We start from the raw sequence: 16,779 nt of genomic DNA, 5'->3' as shown, positions 1-16,779 counted from the left end.
TCCTTTAATTTAAATGATGAATAGTGATTTATTTGTTGATGATGCGCGTTGTGAACCGCGCGGAAACGCTGTTGTTCCTGTTCTTGCAACTTCCTTTAATCCGTATGGCTTCAATAAGTCGATGAGCGCATCAATTTTTTCTGGCTCACCTGTTACTTGAACGACAAGACTATCGCGGGCCACATCGACAATCGCTGCACGAAACGGTTCAATCAATGTATAAATTTCGCCACGCGTCGCCGGTGTAACCGCTACTTTAATTAAAGCAAGCTCTCGAACGATAATCGCTTGATCGGTAATATCGACAACTTTTAACACATCAATTTGTTTGTTTAATTGTTTTGTAATTTGTTCAGCAATGCGCTCATCATCTACATTGACGACAAACGTCATGCGTGAAACACCTTCTGTTTCCGTATGACCAACTGTAATGCTTTCAATGTTGTAATGTCGCTTCGTAAACAAACCTGTAATGCGATTTAATACACCCGGACGGTTGTTTACTGTCATTGTAATAATTCGCTTCACCATTTCACCCCCACCATCTCATGAAGTCCTTTCCCAGGAGCTACCATCGGATAGACGTTTTCCCCTGGATGAACATGAAAATCAAGTAAAACTGGTGCATTTGTCGCAAATGCTTCTTTCAATACGTATTCTGCTTCTTCTTCCGTCGTTGCGCGCATCGCTTTCATGCCGTATGCTTCCGCTAACCGAACGAAATCCGGTTGATTCGGAATGAGTGAATGAGAATATCTTTTTTCGTAAAAAATTTCTTGCCATTGACGCACCATACCGAGCGCTTGATTGTTCACGATGACAATTTTAATTGGCAAATTCAACTCTTGAATAACCGATAGCTCTTGTAATGTCATTTGAAACCCACCGTCACCAACGATCGCTACAACCGTCGCTTCTGGTTGTGCCAATTGAGCGCCAATTGCCGCTGGCAAGCCGAATCCCATCGTTCCAAGCCCACCGGATGTAACCCAACGATGTGGCTGTTTAAATTTATAATATTGGGCGACCCACATTTGATGTTGACCGACATCTGTCGTCACAACCGCTTCACCGTTTGTATATTCGTGAATCATTTCAATGAGCCGCTGCGGTTTGAGTACGCCTGGTTCGCGTTTGTACATGAGCGGATATTCGCGTTTCCATTCGTTTAACTTGTTCAGCCACTCTGATACATCTGGTCGCTTTCCGTTTTGTTCAATTAATTGAATGAGTGCTTCTTTCGCATCCCCAACGATCGGAATTTTTGTTGGCACATTTTTTCCAATCTCTGCTGGATCGATATCGATGTGAGCGACCGTTGCTTTTGGTGCAAAATGCGCTAAATTTCCAGTCACCCGATCATCGAATCTTGCGCCGACATTAATGAGCAAATCACACTCATACAATGCCATATTTGCTGTGTACGTTCCGTGCATTCCTGCCATTCCGAGAAATAGCGGATGGTCGGCAGGAAATCCACCAAGTCCTAAAAGCGTATGAATCACAGGAATATTTTGTTGTTCGGCATATTGTTTTAACTGTTCATGGGCGTTCGCATGGAGAACACCTGCTCCAGCTAAAATGACCGGGCGTTTTGCTTGGCTAACGGCTTCAACAAGCTTGCGAATTTGCAAATGGTTCGGTTTTGTTGTCGGCTGATAACCCGGCAACTGTACGTCTTGTTCGTAATCAAACTCCGCTTCAGCAACGGCCATATCTTTTGGAATATCGATTAATACAGGACCTGGGCGCCCCGTTGTTGCAATATGAAACGCTTCTTTAATGATTTTTGGCAGCTCGTGTATGTCGCGTACTTGGTAACTATGTTTTGTAATAGGCATTGTAATTCCTAACACATCCGCTTCTTGGAAGGCATCTGAACCGATGACATTTGATGCCACTTGCCCTGTAAAGACGACGAGCGGAATGGAATCCATCATTGCATCTGTTAAACCTGTCACGATATTTGTCGCACCCGGTCCAGATGTAGCGATGACGACACCAGGTTTTCCTGAAATGCGAGCATATCCTTCCGCTGCATGAATGGCGCCTTGTTCGTGACGTGTTAGCACGTGGAATACGCCTGATTCATAAAGCTTGTCGTAAATCGGTAACACAGCACCTCCCGGATACCCGAAAATCACTTTCACGTTTTCTGCTTTGAGCGCTTCAATTAACATGAGCGCCCCACATAACGTTTGCTTTTTTGCTACTCTTTCTTTCACTTTCATATTCGCTGCCATTTTTTCACCCCTAAAAAAATGTGAAATAAGAAAAGCCTTCTCACCCCTCCATCGGTCCACGTGGACCAAAGGGGCGAAAAGGCTTGCATCCTTCCCGCGGTACCACCCTTCTTCGTGGCAAAGCCACCTCAGGAGCACGCGACGATCGTCGCAGCGCTCGTTTTAATAACGAGTGACGTGCACCCGTCCGTCCCTACTAGAACGAATCGTTCAAGACGGCGCTCCGAGGGGAGTTCACTAACGGAGACATCACCGGTTTTCAGCTTCCCCGGCTCTCTGTAGATGCCCGACCCGCTAGCTACTTATCCTCTTCAACGCTTTTTTCTTATTTACTTGTCATCCTGCATTCACATTTTGTGTAGCATACACTTTTACGCCTTCTGAAACGACTCGTTTGCGAAACTCTTCTAACAATCGTTTTGTATGTTCGCCCGGTACACCGTCGCCAATGACACGACCATCGACTTTGACGACCGCAATGACTTCTGCTGCGGTTCCTGTTAAAAATACTTCGTCTGCCGTGTACACATCATGACGAGTGAACGGTTCCTCTTTAACGACATAGCCGAGGTCTTTAGCGATGTCCATGATCGCATCGCGCGTAATGCCTTCAAGTGCCCCGACATATCCTGGTGGTGTATATAACACGCCGTTTTTGACGATAAATACGTTATCTGCTGAGCCTTCAGCGACATATCCTTGGTCGTTGAGCATGAGCGCTTCGCTGACGTTTGCTAAATGCGCTTCAATTCGCACTAATACGTTGTTTAAATAGTTTAACGATTTTACTTTCGGACTTAGTACATCTGGTCGATTTCGTCTCGTTGCTACAGTAACGACCTCAATGCCCGTTTCATATAAATGTTTTGGGAAGATTGCCAACGGTTCAACGATGACGACTACTTGTGGCTTCGGACATTTGTATGGATCAAGTCCAAGGTCACCGACACCGCGCGACACGACCACGCGAATATAAGCGTCTTCAAAGCCGTTTTTTTGCACCGTCTGGACGATAATATTTGTTAATTCTTCTTTTGTGTACGGAATGTTCAATAAAATAGATTTCGCTGAATTGTATAGGCGGTCAATATGTTCTTTCATGCGAAACACGTTGCCGCTGTACACGCGAATGCCTTCAAACACCCCATCCCCATAAAGAAAACCGTGATCGTATACAGAGATTTTCGCATTTTCTTTTGTGACAAATTCATCGTTCAGAAAAATCCACTGTTCACTCAATGTTTTTCCCCTCTTCCCCTGTTCGCCGTCTCTTGCTTCTTATGTTGATTGCGACTTTTGTTAGATTTATTTGAAAATTATCATACGACCATTTACCAAAAGAGTCAATACTATTTCATCGAATTTTTTGATTATTTCGATTAGTTAAAATGTTATGTATCCGCTTACATAATTGATATATCAAGGAAAAGAAAGGGTATAAAAAATTTTGAACATTTTTTGACTAATAAAAAAGCCCCTTGCTTGTGCAAGGGGATTACTAGCGTCCCAGGAGAGATTCGAACTCCCGACCGACGGCTTAGAAGGCCGTTGCTCTATCCAGCTGAGCTACTGGGACATATGATCTTGGTTTGGACAATTGTTATTGTAATGATGTTTATGAAAAAAGTCAATAGGGGCGGCGGAATTTTCTTGCCCCTATTGTGTTTTGTATATGCTCGTTAAATCATGAAGGAGTTGGCCGTCGATGTTGTAAAAATGTACGGTTATGTTTGTTTCGTCTATATGAAGCATAGCATATGTTTTTTCACGACGCAGACGCGGTAAATAAATGCTTCCTGGATTAATGAAAAGGACGTCATCGATTTGTTCACATCCTGCAATGTGCGAGTGACCGAAGCAAACGATGCGTGCCCCGACTTCTTTTGCTTTATAATATAGGTTCATGAGCGTCATTTTGACGTTGTACAAGTGACCATGTGTAATGAAAAAGCGAACACCGTTCACATCTTCAACAAGATCGGGTGGAAAACGACGTTCATGGTCGCAATTTCCTCGCACAACAAGCATATGTTGCAACGCTTCATGATCGCTCATCAACTCCGAGTCACCGCAATGAATGATTGCATCGACATGTTGTTTATGACGTGAAACGATTGTTTGTAATTCAGTTGTTAATCCGTGGCTATCGCTTATGATTAATACGTTCACGACTCATTCCCCTTTTCAAACAGCTTGTCCCATATGCTCAAAAGATGTTGTAACGCCTTTGCCCGATGGCTTATTTCATTTTTCTCCTCTTTTGTTAATTGGGCCATCGTTCGTTGTTTTTCAGGCACGTAAAAAATCGGGTCGTACCCGAAACCGTTCTCACCTATTGGCTCTTCTGTAATATAGCCTTCGCACACACCGTCTACCGTCGTTGTTTCCCCGTTCGGTTTTGCAACAGCTAACGTGCAATGAAAACGGGCGGTTCGTTGTTCAAAAGGCACACCTTGTAACTTTGTAAGCACTTTTTCAATGTTTGCTTGATCGTCTTTTCCCTCGCCAGCGTAGCGAGCCGAGTACACGCCCGGCTCACCGTTTAGCGCATCGACGATTAAACCAGAATCATCTGCAATGACGACTTCATGAAGCATATTCGCAATCGTCGTTGCTTTTAATATCGCATTGTCTGTAAACGTCGTTCCCGTTTCTTCAACATCCGGTATGTCATCGTAGTCAAGAAGCGAACGAACGTCGATTCCTTTTTTCGCAAACAATTGTTGAAACTCGGCTACTTTTCCTTTGTTTTTTGTAGCAATGATCATCCGCTTCACTTTGCTTCTTCCCCTTCCGAACGATGTTGCATAATTTGTTCCGCAAGGGAACCGAGCGCTTCTTTTTGTCGAGCAATCAGCTCGTGAATGCCTTTTTCAGCAACCGTTAATAAATCGAGCAACTGCTCGTATGAAAATGTCGCTTCTTCCCCTGTTCCTTGAATTTCAACAAAGCGCCCCGAGCCTGTCATGACAATATTCATATCGACATGTGCTTTTGAATCTTCAACGTAATTTAAATCTAAAATAATGCCATGCTCTTCATCTATTCCGACTGATGTGGCAGCTAAAAAATCTGTAATCGGGAGCGTCGGTATTTTTTTTTCTTCGACCATTTTTCCAAGCGCCAACGTCATGGCGACAAATGCCCCTGTAATTGACGCTGTGCGCGTTCCACCGTCCGCTTGAATGACATCACAATCAATCCAAATCGTTTTTTCCCCTAATTTTTGCAAATCAACAACAGAACGAAGCGCCCGGCCAATAAGCCGTTGAATTTCCATCGTTCGCCCTGACAACTTTCCTTTGCTTGCTTCGCGAATGTTTCGTTGCTCGGTTGCGCGCGGAATCATCGCATACTCCGCAGTAATCCATCCCTTTCCACCTCCACGCATAAACGGTGGAACTTTATCTTCGATGCTTGCTGTACAAATGACTTTCGTATCGCCAATTGCAATGAGCACCGAGCCTTCTGGATGTTTTAAATAGTTCGGTTCAATATGTACGGGACGAAGCTCTTCATTTGTTCTACCATCTACTCTCACAAAAAATCCTCCTCAATGTATGTTCACGAAATAAGAGGCAGGAACACTGCCTCTCGACGATGAATCTTTATATAGTATAGCAAAAAATTGGTTTCAAAAACTACCTGTGTTCACATTTTGCGGTCTTGTTACCGGTTCGGATAACGGTTTGCCACTTTCATCAACTAATTCCGCTTTTCCGTTCACTGTAATGGCAACGCTCTCCACTCCTGGCTGTTCTGTTAACGACAACACTAAACAATTGAGCACATGCGTCGACACAACGTTTTTCTCCACGCTGCCATAAATCGCTTCGTTAAAGTTTAACGTCACTTTTCCATTTTCATATTTTGGCGCTTCTAACAATTTTGCATCCGCTTGAAAATCGCTTAATAACCCAGAACCGTAGCTCGGTCCTTTAATCAGTTCATTCACAACTGCGGCTAACTCATCTTGTTCGCTATTCGGTACGCGTCTCGTTACCGGTACATAATACGTTTGTTTCCCGTCTTGCGCTAAAAAGTAGACGATGACCGGATGCGTATTCGTAATATCGACAACACCGTTCGTTTCAATGTTAATTCCGTCATCTCTACTTAGTTCGTCGCTAATTGGCGTTCCGTTGACCGGCATCATGTTTTGGTCATGGCCATTCATCCGAATTTTTACACGTTTCACATTATCAAATTGCGTCACTGTCCATGTGATTGCTTGTAAAATTCGCTTTTCATCTTCTGGACGATAATTCGCAAATTCTTTCGAAAAATCAATAACAAGCGTGCCATCTTGTTTTAAATTGACGCTTAACACTTGGGTGTCAGCTGGAAGAACGGCACGAAATCCGTTTGGCAACAGCTCTGAAATTGGACCATTTTCTACTAAATATTCGAGTACTTGTTTTGCAGCTGCGTTTGTTTTTGGCAAGGCAAACGTTTGTGGAACGACAAAGCCGTTTTTATCAATTAAGTACAATTCGCGTTGAACGGTTTCTGTCGCTTGTTCTTTTTGTGCTGCTTCTTTTTCTTGCAACGCTTGCTCGTCTTCTATATACGTTACATCTTTTGGCGGATCAATTTCCTTTGTTGCTTTTTCACCTCCAAACAGCCCACATCCTGACAGAATAAAAACAAACATTGTTACAATGATCCATACGCGGCGCATGGACTCCCCTCCTCACACGGTTTGTACTACTATGTATACGAGCCGTCCAAAAAAGTAGAACAAAAAATCCTTCGGCATATGCGAAGGATTTTAAAATAATTGGATCGTTTCGACATGTTCAATTGGATGACCGAACCATTTCGAAGCAATTTGTTGAAACATTTCTTTCGGTCCAGTCGTTAAAAATATATGTTCGCGACGTTTATTCCCCGTATAAAGCAAATCGCTATGATGCAAAATCGTGCTCACTTCCCGCGCTGTTTCATCGCCAGAACAAATAAGTTTCACGTGCTCCCCCATATATTGTTGAATCAGTGGACTTAAAAGCGGATAATGTGTACAGCCTAAAATGAGCGTATCAATCGGTCGATCTTTTAACGGTTGAAGCGATTCGGCGACAATTTGCTTTGCTTCTTCCCCTTCAAACTGTCCGCTTTCCACTAAAGGAACAAACTTTGGACAAGCTAAACTTTCTACTTTCACATCACTATTAATGGATTTTAGCGCTTGTTCGTACGCGCTGCTTTTCACCGTTCCGATCGTGCCGATGACACCGATATGATAGTTTTTTGTAATTTTTAACGCGGTACGAGCGCCAGGATGAATGACACCGATCACGGGAATGTTGAGCGTATCGCGAATTTCTTCTAGTGCGACAGCAGTTGCTGTGTTACATGCAATAACGAGCATTTTTATGTCATATCCAAGCAAATAGTTCGTCATTTCCCATGTAAATTGTCGAATTTCTTCCCGTGGTCTCGGTCCGTACGGACAGCGTGCTGTGTCTCCTAAATATACAATTTGTTCTTTTGGTAGTTGGCGCATCATTTCTCTTGCAACGGTTAATCCACCAACGCCTGAATCAATAACTCCAATCGGTCTTTCCAATGTATTCGCCTCATTCTTTGTTGATGTATGACAAAACATCTTTCATTATAACACACATCAAATCAATAGAAAACCGGCTTGCCTAAACTAAAAAGGCGAGCCGGTTCTCTTTATAGTTCAAGTTCTCCCATTCGAAGCAATTCAACAACAGCTTGTGAGCGCCCCTTTACCCCAAGCTTTTGCATTGCATTCGAAATGTGATTCCGAACTGTTTTTTCGCTAATGAACAGTTCACTAGCAATTTCTTTCGTCGTCTTGTCTTGCAACAACAGCTCGAATACTTCTCGTTCTCTTTTTGTGAGCAGCGGCTTTTGATTCAAGTGGATAACCCTCCTTGCTTTTACCAGACCGAAACGGATGGGTATATATTTAGTCAACATATCGTATGCAAGAAGGGAAATAACGGTTACATATTTTCAGCTAATCGCGCACGTGCGCTTTCGTCCCAAGCGACTCCTTTTCCTGTCGTTTTTGACATTTGCACCATCGTCCCACGCCCTGTAAATGCAATCGTTCCATCTTGTTTTTTCCCAACGTAATGTAAATCGACAGAAGAGTTACCGATGTGTGCGACTTTTACACCGATATGTAGCTGCTCACCAAAATATACTTGTTGTAAAAAGTCGCATTGTAAATTCGCCACAACCGGAATGGCATCATGTTCTTTCCCTAACCAATCGTTCATAAAGCCGAGATGTTCAAAAAATGCGATGCGCGCTTCTTCAAAATATACAAAAGGAACGGTATTGTTTAGATGGCCAAACATATCTGTTTCTGAAAAGCGAACGCGCACCGGATGAAAAAAAGAAAAACGTTGTTCCCATTCTTTCATATCGTCAATATAAGAGATTTTCACCTTCCCTCTCCCCCTCTACAAAAATTTAGCTAACATCAGAAACATAAGGCCGACTCTTTAAGAGCCGACCTTTTTGTTACACTTCATCGCTACCGAAGAAATTGCGGAACATTTGAATCGTTGCTGCGCGGTTCAATGCCGCAATAGACGTTGTGAGCGGAATGCCTTTCGGGCAAGATTGCACGCAGTTTTGTGAATTTCCGCAGTTCGCTAATCCACCATCACCCATAATCGCTTCAAGACGCTCCGCTTTATGCATTGCTCCTGTTGGGTGAGCATTAAATAAACGCACTTGCGAAAGCGGTGCTGGACCGATAAAGTTTGATTTACTATTCACGTTCGGACAAGCTTCTAAACATACACCGCACGTCATACATTTAGATAGCTCATACGCCCATTGCCGTTTGCGCTCTGGCATGCGCGGTCCTGGACCTAAGTCGTACGTTCCATCGATTGGAATCCATGCTTTTACTTTTTTCAACGAATCAAACATGCGGCTACGGTCGACTTGCAAGTCGCGAATGACAGGGAACGTGCGCATCGGTTCTAAACGAATAGGCTGTTCAAGCTGATCAACAAGCGCCGTACACGATTGACGCGGCTTGCCGTTAATCACCATCGAACAAGCGCCACACACTTCTTCTAAACAGTTCATTTCCCAAGCAACAGGCGTCGTTTTTTCCCCTTTCGCATTGACCGGATTGCGCCGAATTTCCATGAGCGCCGAAATAATGTTCATATTCGGACGATACGGAATGACAAACTCTTCTTCGTAAGGGGCTGTATCCGGACGGTCTTGTCTTGTGACAATAATCCGAATCGTTTTATTTTCGCTCATGATTTCACTTCCCCTTTCTTTTTCGTATAGTCGCGCTTGCGCGGTTTAATGAGTGATGTATCCACTTCGCGATAGTGGAATGATGGCCCGTCTGGCGTGAAGCTTGCCATCGTTGTTTTTAACCATTCTTCATCGTTTCGCTCAGGAAACTCTGGTTTATAGTGCGCTCCACGGCTTTCGTTACGGTTGTAAGCGCCAAGCGTGATGACGCGAGCTAGCTGCAACATGTTGTAAAGCTGACGTGTGAACGACGCACCTTGGTTGCTCCATTTCGCTGTATCGTTAATGTTAATGTTCTTATAACGCTCAAGCAATTCTTGAATTTTTTCATCTGTTTTTAATAGTTTATCATTATAACGAACGACTGTGACGTTATCTGTCATCCATTCACCAAGCTCTTTATGCAAGACGTAGGCGTTTTCTGTGCCGTCCATCGCCATAATTTGCGCCCATTTTTCTTGTTCTTGTTTTAAATAGCGTTCATATAACGAAGAAGGCATTGCATCTGCTGATTTTTCAAGCCCTTTCATATATTCAACTGCTTTTGGACCAGCTACCATTCCACCATAAATCGCAGATAATAACGAGTTCGCACCGAGACGGTTAGCGCCGTGCATCGAATAGTCGCACTCGCCTGCCGCAAACAATCCTTTAATGTTTGTCATTTGATCATAATCAACCCATAATCCACCCATTGAATAGTGGACAGCTGGGAATATTTTCATCGGTACTTTTCTTGGATCTTCACCCATGAACTTTTCATAAATTTCAATAATGCCACCTAACTTAATATCAAGCTCTTTCGGATCTTTATGCGATAAATCTAAATAAACCATGTTTTCGCCGTTAATACCGAGCTTTAAGTCGACACACACATGGAAAATTTCACGCGTCGCAATATCGCGTGGAACGAGGTTTCCGTAAGCCGGATATTTTTCTTCTAAGAAATACCACGGTTTTCCGTCTTTATACGTCCAAACTCGTCCGCCTTCTCCACGCGCTGATTCACTCATTAAACGAAGCTTATCATCGCCCGGAATAGCTGTCGGATGAATTTGGATAAACTCTCCGTTTGCATAATATGCACCTTGTTGATATACGATCGATGCTGCTGAACCGGTATTAATGATGGAGTTTGTTGACTTCCCAAAAATAATCCCTGGACCACCTGTTGCCATGATGACCGCATCTGCTGGGAACGCTTTAATCTCCATCGTTGTCAAGTTTTGTGCGACAATTCCGCGACATACTTGTTCATCATCTAAAACAGCACCTAAAAACTCCCAACTTTCATATTTTGTCACTAAACCAGCGACTTCGTGACGGCGCACTTGTTCATCAAGCGCGTAAAGAAGCTGCTGTCCTGTCGTTGCCCCTGCATATGCAGTACGGTGATGCTGCGTTCCACCAAAGCGACGGAAATCAAGCAATCCCTCTGGCGTACGGTTGAACATGACACCCATGCGATCAAGCAAATGAATAATGCCTGGGGCCGCTTCACACATCGCTTTTACTGGAGGTTGATCCGCTAAAAAGTCCCCACCATATACTGTATCATCGAAGTGTTCCCACGGAGAGTCCCCTTCTCCTTTTGTATTGACCGCACCGTTAATGCCACCTTGTGCACAAACAGAGTGAGACCGCTTCACAGGAACTAATGAAAATAAATCTACTTTTACGCCTGCTTCGGCAATTTTAATTGTTGCCATTAAGCCGGCAAGACCCCCACCAACAACGATAATTTTTCCTTTACTCATGTCTCCTCACTCCTTCAATGTTGTGGATTAAACGAATGCTAAAATCGCGCGTATACCAACGATCGAAAGCGCGACAAAAATCCCCATTGTCACGTATGTAGAAATTTGTTGTGAACGAGGAGTCACTGTAATACCCCAGCTAACAAAAAACGACCATAGCCCATTTGCAAAGTGAAATACCGCAGAAACGATTCCAACAATATAAAATGCAAGCATAAACGGGTTCGCAACGATGTTCGCCATCATATCATAGTTCACTTCCGCACCAAATGCAGCTTGAACGCGCGTTTCCCATACGTGCCAGACGACGAAAATGAGCGTAATAATCCCCGTTAAGCGTTGCAACATAAACATCCAGTTACGAAAATATCCGTAACGACTGACATTGTTTTGTGCCGTAAATGCGATATATAGCCCATAGATGGCATGAAATAATAGCGGAAGAAAAATAACGAAAATTTCTAAAAAGTAACGAAACGGTAGCTGCTCCATAAAAGCGGCCGCCTTGTTAAATGCGTCTGCTCCTCTTGTTGCAAAATGGTTAACAACTAAATGCTGTGTTAAAAACAGCCCGACTGGAATGACTCCGAGCAATGAATGGAGTCGACGATAAAAAAACTCTCGATTTTGTGCCATACATAACCCCCCTTGAAATTGTCATCTTCCTTTTCTATGAGCTCCCATCCGCATCTACTAGACAATGAACAATAGAAGTGTAAACACTTCCATTTCCATTGATCATTGTCACATTCATTGTACTCCCAGAATGTAGGAGCGTCAAGAAAAGGTGTTCACGAAATGTTCAATCATTTAAAATTTTAAAACAACTATACTTCTAGTGAAGTCCGAAATAAAAGAAAAGTCAATACTGTTTTTCATGTTGTTGTGCGCTATAATGAAAAAATAGAGAGGGGAATTGAACGTGAGCGGGCATGAACAGTGGAAACAAATGAATATTTCTGCTTTTAGCGACTTTTTATTTCGGCAAGAATTGTTGCCAAATTTGTTCGGAAAAGAAACGCCATTTATTTTGTATTGGGCAGGAAAAGATTTAGCGAGAAAATACCCGCTAGCTACAATCGATGATGTCATTGCTTTTTTTGAACAAGCGGGTTGGGGAAATTTATCGTTGCTTGAAGAGAAAAAAGATCAATGTGAACTTCGATTAGAAGGACCGCTCGTTGCGATGCGGTTCGATTATAGTGAAGAGTGCACATTTCAACTTGAGGCGGGCTTTCTTGCCCAACAGTTTGAACAGCAAAAAGGATATGTCACAGAAGCGTTTGAACAGCAAAAGCGGCGCGCTAAAACCGTTTTATTCACAGTCAAATGGGACCGAAAAGATGAAGCTGACCGATGACGGTCAGCTTTCGTACGTTTGAAGCGTTTCGTAAATTTTTTGTGCCACATGTTTTGGAATGTTCGCTTCTTGAAGCTGTTCAACCGTTGCCTCTTTCATTTTTTTAATCGATCCGAAATGTTGCAATAGCGCTTGTTTTCTTTTTGCACCAACTCCCGGAATTTGATCGAGAATGGAATGAAACGCAGATTTTGAACGAACTTGCCGATGAAATGTAATCGCAAATCGGTGCACTTCTTCTTGAATGCGCTGCAGCAAATAAAACTCTTGACTATTTTTCTCTAATGAAACGATGCTCGGTGGATCACCAAAAAGGAAATGGGATGTCCGATGTTTCTCGTCTTTCACTAACCCAGCGATCGGAATTGATAACCCAAGTTCGCATTCCAACACTTCTTTTGCGGCTTGTATTTGCCCTTTTCCTCCATCGACAACAATGAGATGAGGGAGCGGTAAACGTTCGCGTAATACACGAGTATAGCGTCGGCGAATGACTTCGCGCATCGACTCGTAATCATCTGCCCCTTGCACCGTTTTTATTTTATATTTACGATATTCTTTTTTTTCCGGCTTTCCGTCAATAAATACGACCATGGCGGCAACAGCGTCTGTTCCTTGAATGTTTGAATTGTCAAACGCCTCAATCCGATGAGGTGTCGGAATCCCGAGCGCTTCACCTAGCCGTTCAACCGCGCGAATCGTTCGTTCTTCGTCACGTTCAATTAAAAAGAACTTTTCTTGCAGCGCAATGTGCGCATTTTTACAAGCTAAGTCGACGAGTTCTTTCTTTTTGCCGCTTTTCGGCTGTGTAACGTTCACATCGAGCAATTTCGCCGCCATTTCTCCATCGATTTCTCGTGGCAATACAACTTCGCGTGGCTTTAAATGATAATGTTTACTGTAAAATTGACCTAAAAACGTTAAAAATTCTTCTTCCGGCTCTTGGTACAGCGGAAACATCGACACGTTTCGTTCGATGAGCTTCCCTTGTCGAATAAAAAATACTTGTACGCACATCCATCCTTTATCGTACGCATATCCAAAAATGTCGCGGTCAACGAAATCGTGTAAAATCATTTTTTGTTTTTCCATTAATGTTTCGATATGCGAAATTTGGTCGCGGTATTCTTTCGCCCGCTCAAACTGTAACTGTTCCGCCGCTTCCATCATCTTTTCTGTCAATGTCTCTTTGACTTCTTTATAGCCGCCGTTTAAAAAGCGCGTAATTTGTTCAACAATTTGTTTATTTTCTTCTTCCGATACGTGATATTCACACGGTCCTAAACATTGTCCCATATGATAATATAAACAAACTTTTTTCGGCATCTTCTCACATTTTCTTAACGGATATAAACGATCGAGCAATTTTTTCGTTTCATGTGCCGCTTGGGCGTTTGGGTACGGACCAAAATATTTCCCTTTATCTTTTTTCACCGTCCGAGTAATGATAAGACGCGGATGTGTTTCACCGGTAATTTTAATGAATGGATAGCTTTTATCGTCTTTTAACATGACGTTATATTTCGGATCGTATTTTTTTATTAAATTCATTTCTAAAATAAGCGCTTCTAAATCCGAAGACGTCACGATATATTCAAAATCAGCAATTTCGTTTACTAAGCGAAGCGTTTTTCCGTCATGTGTGCCTGTGAAATAAGAGCGAACACGATTTTTCAACACTTTCGCTTTTCCAACGTAAATGACCGTTCCTTCTGCATCTTTCATTAAATAGCATCCCGGCTGATCAGGCAAAATCGCCAACTTTTCTTTTAATCGCTCATTCACGTTCTTCCTCCTCTCGCCATTCATATACTGTAATGCGTCCATATACAGGGTCAGACAATAAGCTCGATTCATACGTCCGAACCGGGCGAATATATGGGCGAACGTCTATGCCTTGCGCTTGAAACCCTTTGACGACATGATCAGTCACATACACTTTCGCATGTGGAAATACCGCTTTTTCACGTTGAAAAACATCAAACGAGAACACGCGTTCATGCGGAAAAGAAACACGTAAATATTCAAGAACGCGCGTCTCTTCCCACGTAAATAAAATAAACGGTTGTTCTTTCTGTTCAAAATCATACGCCAACTGATACGTCGCTGGCAACTGTGTCGCTTGATTGTTTACCCCTTGTATGCCGATTACCGTTTGAGAAACGAGTAAAACGAGCATAACGATGAGGCGCATGCGCGATGTTGACTGAAGGGCGCTTACAAACAAAAAGAATGAAACGATGATGACAATCGGCAATATATGCCTCGGTTTTTCAATATTTTGCGCAAATAGCGCCCAAAGAAAATACGTCAATAAAAGTAAACGATATAAATTGGGAAGAAATATATGCTTCCACGTCATAAAGAACAAAATAGAAAAACAACTAAGTAGCCATACAGACTGCTTTGCCATGCCTGTCCAAATGATATTATAAAAAATAAGGAGATATACTCGCTGCCAAAACGGTGCCTCATCCGTTGAAACCGTTCCTCCCCATTGTGTAAAATGCCCTGTTACGAATGAAAATGCAAGCTGCCAAAAACCTTCTCCTTCCGTTGCAGCTACTGCACTTATCCAAATGAATTGAAACGCAACCGCTACCAAACTGTATAACAAAAGCTGTGTCAAACGATACCTCCGCTTCCACCAAACATATAATATACCAACCCCAAAAGGAATGTACGATAAGCGAATACCAAGCATGATGCTAAATAATAATAACGGTAGCCATTGCACATGAACACGGTCCGAGTGAAGCGCCCGTTCTAAACTCCACACATACCACCATAAAAGAGCGAGAGCACTCCCCTCCGACATCGGTTGTGAAACGATTAACATGACGTAGCTAAGCGATTGGACGAGTGCTGTCATGAAGGGCGCATACTTTTTTTCTACGTATGTTTTAGCAAGCAAATAAATTGGAATTATCGCACTCGTCATCAGTAATCCATTCCAAATCGCAAGCGCTTTAGCAGCATTGTCAACAAACGAATGAATGAGCATCCCGCCAAAAATAAAATACGGATATCCTGGAAAATGTGGTTGCATCGCAAGTAAATCATATCGATCGAGGGCGAGAGCAAAGTCCACTTCATCCCACGTTGCTGCAAATGGGCTAGCATAGACGAAATACGATGCGCATACGGTAAACAGCACGATGATTGAAACGATTCGCACAATAAAACCCTCCTAAGTAAAAAAGTACAAGGCTCCCCTTGTACTTTACATCACTTGTTGTTCAAGCACCTTCTCATTTTTTTCGTTTTTTTCTTCTTTCGCACCATAACGTGTTTTCACAAGTAAATAAATGACGACGAAATAACCAATATATGCTAACACTTCTTCAAGTGATGGCATCGATGAATAACCGAATAACGCCTTGAAGAAAATACCGACGTCGCCAGAAAGAATCGGTTCTTGTCCTGTGTCACGCACGAAATGTTCATGGTCAATCGGATGTTCCGGCATAAACCATGTAATATCGTACACGTGCGGCATGACGCTACCGATAATTTTTAAATCTTGCAACATCGAAATGCCTTGTACAAGCAATCCTGCTGCAATCAAAATGATAAATGCACCTGTGACTTTAAAAAACGTTTTTAACGGTACGCGCATCGTTCCTTTAAAGAACATGTAGCTGACAATAGCAGCGATCGTTAAACCGGTAATGGCTCCCCATCCTTGTACCGCTGCTCCGATGTTTCCACCTGTAATGGCAGCGAAGAAAAAGACCGTCTCCACTCCTTCGCGCAATACAACTAAAAACGAATGCATCACCATACCAAATACGTCCCCTTTAGACACGTATTTGCTCATTTTTCCTTCCATACTACTTTTTATATCTTTGCTATTTTCTGCCATCCAAAATACCATTTGCGTCAGCAAGATGGAAGAAATGAAGATGATGCTCACCTTTAAATATATTTCGCTTGCCATCGTGGAAAAACCAGTAAGCACGACTTGGAATAATAATGCGACAATCGCGCTTGCAAACACAGCTAGCCCTGCGCCAAGCCAAACATATTTCACATAACGTGATTGATCAATGCGCTTCAAATACGATGTAATAATTCCAACAATTAATAGCGCTTCTAACGCTTCACGAAACGTAATGAGCAGTGCTTGAACTTCCAACGCACGCGCCCCCTTTCT

The 16,779-nt window shown here is 42.8% G+C and carries 17 protein-coding genes, 1 tRNA gene and 1 other annotated feature; of the genes, 1 reads left to right on the top strand and 17 read right to left on the bottom strand.

Annotated features, from left to right (window positions below; all coding sequences use genetic code 11):
- Positions 1-9: 9 nt before the first annotated feature.
- The 14 genes from ilvN to JV16_RS02505 form a co-directional block, all read right to left on the bottom strand.
- The gene (gene ilvN / locus JV16_RS02570) at positions 10-528 is read right to left on the bottom strand and encodes an acetolactate synthase small subunit (protein ID WP_035062890.1); all 519 of its coding nucleotides are present in this window, start codon (positions 526-528) and stop codon (positions 10-12) included.
- The gene (gene ilvB, locus JV16_RS02565) at positions 525-2,243 is read right to left on the bottom strand and encodes an acetolactate synthase large subunit (protein ID WP_009361779.1); all 1,719 of its coding nucleotides are present in this window, start codon (positions 2,241-2,243) and stop codon (positions 525-527) included. Before ilvB ends, ilvN begins: the two co-directional genes overlap by 4 nt.
- 66 nt (positions 2,244-2,309) lie before the next feature.
- Positions 2,310-2,567, bottom strand: a binding site (T-box leader).
- A 12-nt stretch (positions 2,568-2,579) separates the two neighbouring features.
- Positions 2,580-3,482: a branched-chain-amino-acid transaminase gene (gene ilvE / locus JV16_RS02560; protein ID WP_009361780.1), complete on the bottom strand. Its 903-nt coding sequence runs from the start codon at positions 3,480-3,482 to the stop codon at positions 2,580-2,582.
- 263 nt (positions 3,483-3,745) lie between these two features.
- Positions 3,746-3,819: transfer RNA gene (locus tag JV16_RS02555), tRNA-Arg, on the bottom strand.
- An 80-nt stretch (positions 3,820-3,899) separates the two neighbouring features.
- Positions 3,900-4,412: a metallophosphoesterase family protein gene (locus JV16_RS02550; RefSeq protein WP_042534108.1), complete on the bottom strand. Its 513-nt coding sequence runs from the start codon at positions 4,410-4,412 to the stop codon at positions 3,900-3,902.
- Positions 4,409-5,020, bottom strand: a complete 612-nt coding sequence (locus JV16_RS02545; protein WP_021093834.1) for an XTP/dITP diphosphatase — start codon at positions 5,018-5,020, stop codon at positions 4,409-4,411. Before JV16_RS02545 ends, JV16_RS02550 begins: the two co-directional genes overlap by 4 nt.
- Positions 5,017-5,784: a ribonuclease PH gene (rph, locus tag JV16_RS02540; RefSeq protein WP_021093833.1), complete on the bottom strand. Its 768-nt coding sequence runs from the start codon at positions 5,782-5,784 to the stop codon at positions 5,017-5,019. Before rph ends, JV16_RS02545 begins: the two co-directional genes overlap by 4 nt.
- A 93-nt stretch (positions 5,785-5,877) precedes the next feature.
- Entirely contained in the window at positions 5,878-6,924 is a 1,047-nt protein-coding gene (locus JV16_RS02535; RefSeq protein ID WP_021093832.1) for a GerMN domain-containing protein, read from the bottom strand.
- Positions 6,925-7,014: 90 nt separating this feature from the next.
- Entirely contained in the window at positions 7,015-7,812 is a 798-nt protein-coding gene (gene racE / locus JV16_RS02530; protein ID WP_021093831.1) for a glutamate racemase, read from the bottom strand.
- A gap of 110 nt (positions 7,813-7,922) precedes the next feature.
- Entirely contained in the window at positions 7,923-8,138 is a 216-nt protein-coding gene (locus JV16_RS02525) for a helix-turn-helix domain-containing protein (protein WP_032100525.1), read from the bottom strand.
- An 80-nt stretch (positions 8,139-8,218) separates the two neighbouring features.
- Positions 8,219-8,668 (bottom strand): acyl-CoA thioesterase, encoded by a 450-nt coding sequence (locus JV16_RS02520; RefSeq protein WP_021093830.1) that lies wholly within the window; start codon positions 8,666-8,668, stop codon positions 8,219-8,221.
- 76 nt (positions 8,669-8,744) lie between these two features.
- Complete coding sequence (sdhB, locus tag JV16_RS02515; RefSeq protein ID WP_009361787.1) at positions 8,745-9,506, bottom strand: succinate dehydrogenase iron-sulfur subunit; 762 nt, start codon at positions 9,504-9,506, stop codon at positions 8,745-8,747.
- Positions 9,503-11,263 carry a succinate dehydrogenase flavoprotein subunit gene (gene sdhA / locus JV16_RS02510; protein WP_021093829.1) on the bottom strand — a complete coding sequence of 587 codons (1,761 nt, stop codon included), beginning with the start codon at positions 11,261-11,263 and terminating at the stop codon, positions 9,503-9,505. The genes sdhB and sdhA overlap by 4 nt, the downstream gene beginning before the upstream one ends.
- A gap of 27 nt (positions 11,264-11,290) precedes the next feature.
- Positions 11,291-11,899, bottom strand: a complete 609-nt coding sequence (locus JV16_RS02505) for a succinate dehydrogenase cytochrome b558 subunit (protein WP_006320322.1) — start codon at positions 11,897-11,899, stop codon at positions 11,291-11,293.
- 286 nt (positions 11,900-12,185) lie between these two features.
- Here JV16_RS02505 and JV16_RS02500 point away from each other — a divergent pair, with 286 nt between their 5' ends.
- Positions 12,186-12,623 carry a YslB family protein gene (locus JV16_RS02500; protein ID WP_021093828.1) on the top strand — a complete coding sequence of 146 codons (438 nt, stop codon included), beginning with the start codon at positions 12,186-12,188 and terminating at the stop codon, positions 12,621-12,623.
- A 3-nt stretch (positions 12,624-12,626) separates the two neighbouring features.
- Here the strand turns inward: JV16_RS02500 and uvrC are convergent, their stop codons facing one another.
- The 3 genes from uvrC to JV16_RS02485 are packed head-to-tail and all read right to left on the bottom strand — an operon-like array spanning position 12,627 to position 16,761.
- Positions 12,627-14,408: an excinuclease ABC subunit UvrC gene (uvrC, locus tag JV16_RS02495; protein WP_021093827.1), complete on the bottom strand. Its 1,782-nt coding sequence runs from the start codon at positions 14,406-14,408 to the stop codon at positions 12,627-12,629.
- Positions 14,401-15,801, bottom strand: coding sequence for a glycosyltransferase family 39 protein (locus JV16_RS02490; RefSeq protein WP_042534105.1), 1,401 nt, complete (start codon positions 15,799-15,801; stop codon positions 14,401-14,403). Before JV16_RS02490 ends, uvrC begins: the two co-directional genes overlap by 8 nt.
- A gap of 45 nt (positions 15,802-15,846) precedes the next feature.
- Positions 15,847-16,761, bottom strand: a complete 915-nt coding sequence (locus tag JV16_RS02485; protein ID WP_021093825.1) for an FTR1 family iron permease — start codon at positions 16,759-16,761, stop codon at positions 15,847-15,849.
- Positions 16,762-16,779 lie beyond the last annotated feature (18 nt).

This window comes from Anoxybacillus ayderensis (genome assembly GCF_000833605.1).
Classification (GTDB): Bacteria; Bacillota; Bacilli; order Bacillales; family Anoxybacillaceae; genus Anoxybacillus; species Anoxybacillus ayderensis.
This window is presented reverse-complemented; position numbering and strand designations above follow the sequence as displayed.

Bases quoted from the DNA above. Each gene is read 5' to 3' on its own strand.
- ilvB (WP_009361779.1), bottom strand. From the start codon at position 2,243: ATGGCAGCGAATATGAAAGTGAAAGAAAGAGTAGCAAAAAAGCAAACG.
- sdhA (WP_021093829.1), bottom strand. From the start codon at position 11,263: ATGAGTAAAGGAAAAATTATCGTTGTTGGTGGGGGTCTTGCCGGCTTA.
- JV16_RS02535 (WP_021093832.1), bottom strand. From the start codon at position 6,924: ATGCGCCGCGTATGGATCATTGTAACAATGTTTGTTTTTATTCTGTCA.
- sdhB (WP_009361787.1), bottom strand. From the start codon at position 9,506: ATGAGCGAAAATAAAACGATTCGGATTATTGTCACAAGACAAGACCGT.
- JV16_RS02505 (WP_006320322.1), bottom strand. From the start codon at position 11,899: ATGGCACAAAATCGAGAGTTTTTTTATCGTCGACTCCATTCATTGCTC.